The sequence below is a fragment of the Terrisporobacter sp. genome (genome assembly GCF_017888745.1).
Lineage (GTDB): Bacteria > Bacillota > Clostridia > Peptostreptococcales > Peptostreptococcaceae > Terrisporobacter.
In genome coordinates this window covers 1-4,950 of record NZ_JAGHFM010000238.1, presented here as the reverse complement: position 1 = coordinate 4,950, position 4,950 = coordinate 1, and the positions used below count along the sequence as shown (strand labels likewise).

The following is a 4,950-nucleotide window of genomic DNA, read 5'->3' as shown; positions in this document are numbered from 1 at the left end:
GGGTTAATTATATTAAAATATAAGTTCTAAAATCAAAAGAAGATAAAAGATTTAGAGCAAATCAAAGAAGTTCAAATTTATGGATTCTATGAAAATTCTTAAAAAAGGTAATTGTATTTATATTATAGATACTATTGCAAAAGTCACATTAAAATGTGGCTTTTTTACTTACAAGGATATTATATTGACTTCAAACCTGTGGAAAACTCCTAGGCTAAAGTATTATCAATACATTTGAGAAGTTGTAAAAAAGTAAATTTTGAGCAACGGAGTTGCCTGAAGTGTTAACAAAATGATTCGCCGACACGTCGCTCAAAGGCATCTCGTTGGAGACATGAAGTGGAGCGCCCGCGCAGTGGCTTAAGCGAAGCGAATTTTTTATGCTTAAAAATGTATTGATATTAGGACTTATTACAGCATTTTTACATGTTAAATTAAAAATTACAAATCTTTTATCTGGAATATTAGTAATGTGAAAATCAAATGTTAATTTACTTAATTATGATTGGCTAGGAAAAGTTAGTGCATTATTAAATATTCAAAGTATCTTAGGTAGTAAGTTACATTGTTTATGTTTAGTAATTTTATAGTACTACTATGTAAAGTTTTATTAGAGTTATTTTTAAGTACAAATTTAGGAAAAATAATAAAAATAAGTAAAAATGTGGTGTAGAAAAATGTTAGAAATGAAAATATATCTAAAGTATATGAAAATCCTTAGAATAAGTTTGTTAGATGAAGCGATTACTGTATATAAAATTTGGGCTTATAGAACTTTATAGAAGGGGCATCTTTAGATAGAGAGGATATATTAGACTTTTTTATGGGATAATATAAATAAAACTTTTAGGAGATTTTTATGTATAATAAATCTATAGATTCCAACGCTAAAACTGCATTAAATCGAATGAAGATGGAGATTGCCAGGGAATTAGCTATTGGAAGTAATTTAATGAATAATAATAATTCAGTTGATAGTATTGGACTTTCTGCTCGTGTGGGAGGTCAAATGAGTAAAAAGTTAGTTGAAATGGGAGAAAGAGAGCTTCTAAAAAGATATAATAAAACTGATCAATAATAATGAAAAAACTGCTAATTAATTAGCAGTTTTTTCATTATTATTTTACTTAATCTAATAAATATCTAGTTAAAAAATATAATAGTTTAAGTAAATATATTTAGGTATGCCACCTAGTAGAGAATCTTATATAATTTAAATAATTACTTGAGATAAATTATAAAAAATTTATCATAAAATAGTCCATTATAGTATAATAGATTTATCAATTAAAAGTATAGCTTTTAGAAATATATTTTAGGAGAGAGTAATATGAAAAATATAGTGACACCAAAATGGCTCAAGGAAAATTTACAAAATGAAAAACTCGTTTTAGTAGATTGTAGATTTAGTTTAATGGATAAAGAATATGGCAAAAGAAGTTATGAAGAATCTCATATAAAAGGTGCTGTAAGAATAGATGTAGAAACTGAATTATCAGCACCAGTCAAAGAACATGGGGGGAGACATCCACTTCCCAATGTTGAAGATCTAAAAATTACTTTTGAAAATATAGGAATAAGTAATGATTCTATAGTTGTAGCTTATGATGAAGGCGATTTATCAGGACCAGCTAGACTTTGGTGGATATTAAAATATTTAGGACATGACAAAGTATACGTATTAAATGGGGGAATAAATAATTTTGCAGAAATAGGTGGAGAGATTAATTCTGAAAAAACTGAAGTAAAAAAAGGAAAATTTGAAGTGAATTCTAATGAAAATATGAGAGTTAATATGGAATATGTGAGAGAAAGGCTTAATAAAGAAAATATTGCTATAGTTGATTGTAGAGAAAATATAAGATATTCAGGTGAATTTGAGCCAGTAGATAAAAAATCAGGTCATATACCAGGTGCCTTAAATTATTTCTGGATGGATATATTAAATAAAAATGAAGATAGACTAACTATAAAAAGTGAAAAGTCTTTAGAAGAATATTTTAATAAAGTGAAAGATTTTGGTGAAGTTATAATATATTGTGGTTCTGGTATAACTGCATCTCCAGTAAGCTTAGCTTTAACTGAAATTGATATAGATCACAAACTTTATACAGGAAGTTTTAGTGATTGGATAAGTTATGAAGAAAATGATATAGATACAATATAAAGAATTAATATAATTCTAATTTATTGCAAACAATATATAAAATATATTTTTTAGAGGTGCTAATATGTACAATTTACAAAGAACAAAAGAATTATTTTTAAGTGAGATTCCTGATTTTAAAGAAGAGTGCTTAAAATTATTAAGTGGTGATAAATCTAAAATGGATTACAAAGGAATATCTGGTGGATATGGGGTTTATGCACAAAGAGATCAAAAATCTTTTATGATAAGACTTAGAGTTTCATCAGGTGTAGTATCAAAAAATCAATTACATACTATATATAATTTGGCTAAGAAATATGATTTACCTGGTATTCATTTTACGACTAGGCAAGCAATACAATTACATGATTTAGATGTGGATGCTTTATGTAATATTATGGAAGAAGCAATAAAAAATAACATATTTACAAGAGGTGGAGGTGGAAACTTTCCTAGAAATGTTGGATTATCACCGCTTTCTGGAGTTGATCCAGATGAAGTCTTTGATGTTACACCTTACGCTATTGCAACAGATAATTATTTTATGAGTAAAATAACTACTTATCACTTACCAAGGAAATTAAAAGTATCGTTCTCCTCTTGTGATAAAGATGCTGCACACTGCAGTGTTCAAGATTTGGGGTTTGTAGCTACTATGAAAGATAATAAACCTTATTTTAAAGTATTTGTAGGTGGTGGCCTTGGTAAAAATCCTAATGTATCCCTTGAATTAGATGAACTAATTGAGCCGAGTGAAGTTTTATATTATGTAGAAGGATTGACAAAACTTTTTATGGTTGAAGGTGACTATAATAATAAAAATAAAGCTAGAATTAGATATATTGTATATAGACTTGGCGAAGAAGAGTTTATAAAACAATTTAAAGAATATGTTTCAAAAGAAAAAGCAAATGGAAATTTAGACTTAAATCCAGAACCTATAAACTATCCAACTGATGAAGGGGTAGAAACTAACATAAAAGATTGTAGGCTTTTCCCTCAAAAACAAAAAGGTCACTATAGTGTTTATATCCATCCAATTGGAGGTCAATTTAAATTATCTGATTTAGAGAAATTACTTGAAGAGTTAGATAAAACAAAGCATGCTTCTATTAGGCTTGCTATGACAGAAGGAATTTATATAATAAACCTTGAGGGTGATGAAGCTGAAAGAATATTACAGTTAAGTAAACCTTTTGGTGGATGTACATCTATAGAAAAGAGTGTATCTTGCATAGGTGTTCCAATTTGCCAAATGGGTATACAAAATAGCCAAAAAATGCTTCATGACATAATAAATTATTTTAGAGAAAATTGTAATGATGATGAATCAATATTAAATGCAATGCCTAGAATTTATATATCAGGATGTGGGAACTCATGTGGAGTTCATCAAATAGGAGCAATAGGACTTACTGGTAAAAAGAAAAAAATAGATGGTGAACTTACTGATGTTTTTGAATTATTTGTTGATGGGGATTTTGAGTTAGGGAAGACAAGACTTGGGAAATCTTTAGGCGATTATAAAGCTTATGATTTACCAAAATTATTATTTGAAGTAGGTCAAGTGGTGGCAAATAGTGATACTGATTTTTATACTTGGCTTGCTACAAATGAAGAAGAAATGAAAAACATAACTTCCAAATATGTTATATAGATTTATAATTAAAATCTATGCTAAAAAACAAGAAAAATTTATACTATATATAAATAAAAAGAAGTGATTTATTAATAAATCACTTCTTTTTATAATTTATCTAAATATCATTTTTATTGAATAAATATACTTTATCCACCAAGAGTTACATCTTGTATATCGTACCATTTAAGAGCGTCATAAAAATCTTGTGGTTTAAAATCTGGCCACATATTATCTATTACATAAAAATCAGCATAAACAGATTGAACTGGTAAAAATCCACTTAGTCTTCTTCTACCACCCCATCTTATAATTAAGTTAATTCTAGAGATATCTTTTGATTTAAGTTTTGTATCTATATGTTTTCCAATTGGACAATATTCTTTTCTGAATCCTAAATCCCATCCCCATCCATAATGAATTAAAAAGTTTACTTTAATTCCACCATTACCACATTTTATTCTTTCTCTTGTGAAAGGAAGTAATTCTGCAGGAAATGTATGAGTTGATGTATCGCCAACTACTAAAATTTCACAATCTTCCTTAGTTAAAAGCATGACTGATTCTACACAAGCCTTAATAAAGGCTTCTTTTTGTATTACAGGTCGCTTAGTATTATCTACAGTATACCCATAGAAGGTTACCTCTTCTATTCCTTCTTTTTGACAAAGTTTAAATACTTCTAATCCTGGATTTATACCATATTTGTAGCCTTCTTCTTTATTTAAATTGTTATTTGATGCCCAACGTCTATTTCCGTCTGGGATCACTCCTATATGTTTTGGAACTCTTATAATGCCTCCGTATGTATTAAAATTATTTTTATATTTTTCCCCAAATAATAATAAATACACTACCAAAAATCAAAATCCTCAACAAAGTGAGGATTTTTTTAAGTATATATGTTTTAATGATTCTCCATGAGTCACCACACCGTTTATTGTATAAAACGGAGAAAACATATTTAAATAATAACTTATCCCGACCTTATTGATAAGATATTATTTAGTATTCCTATATTATATTCTATTGTGCTTTTATAAAAATTACCACAAAAATTTTTACTTTTTAATATAGTAATATAATTCTATTAAAAAGAGCAAGTCCATATATATACTTGCTCTTTAATCATGAGAGAAGTTTATAAAAATTTTCTTAAATC

4 protein-coding genes are annotated in these 4,950 nt (G+C 27.6%); 3 read left to right on the top strand and 1 reads right to left on the bottom strand.

The features are described from left to right. The first annotated feature begins 859 nt into the window (after positions 1-859). The 3 genes from J7G74_RS11160 (at position 860) to J7G74_RS11150 (ending at position 3,806) form a co-directional block, all read left to right on the top strand. Positions 860-1,078, top strand: a complete 219-nt coding sequence (locus tag J7G74_RS11160; protein ID WP_297135299.1) for an alpha/beta-type small acid-soluble spore protein — start codon at positions 860-862, stop codon at positions 1,076-1,078. Between the two features lie 252 nt (positions 1,079-1,330). Next, positions 1,331-2,167 (top strand): sulfurtransferase, encoded by an 837-nt coding sequence (locus J7G74_RS11155; protein ID WP_297135296.1) that lies wholly within the window; start codon positions 1,331-1,333, stop codon positions 2,165-2,167. Positions 2,168-2,231: 64 nt separating this feature from the next. Then, the gene (locus tag J7G74_RS11150) at positions 2,232-3,806 is read left to right on the top strand and encodes a nitrite/sulfite reductase (protein ID WP_297135293.1); all 1,575 of its coding nucleotides are present in this window, start codon (positions 2,232-2,234) and stop codon (positions 3,804-3,806) included. A 131-nt stretch (positions 3,807-3,937) separates the two neighbouring features. Here the strand turns inward: J7G74_RS11150 and J7G74_RS11145 are convergent, their stop codons facing one another. Continuing rightward, positions 3,938-4,642 (bottom strand): undecaprenyl diphosphate synthase family protein, encoded by a 705-nt coding sequence (locus J7G74_RS11145; RefSeq protein ID WP_330616541.1) that lies wholly within the window; start codon positions 4,640-4,642, stop codon positions 3,938-3,940. Between the last annotated feature and the right edge of the window lie 308 nt (positions 4,643-4,950).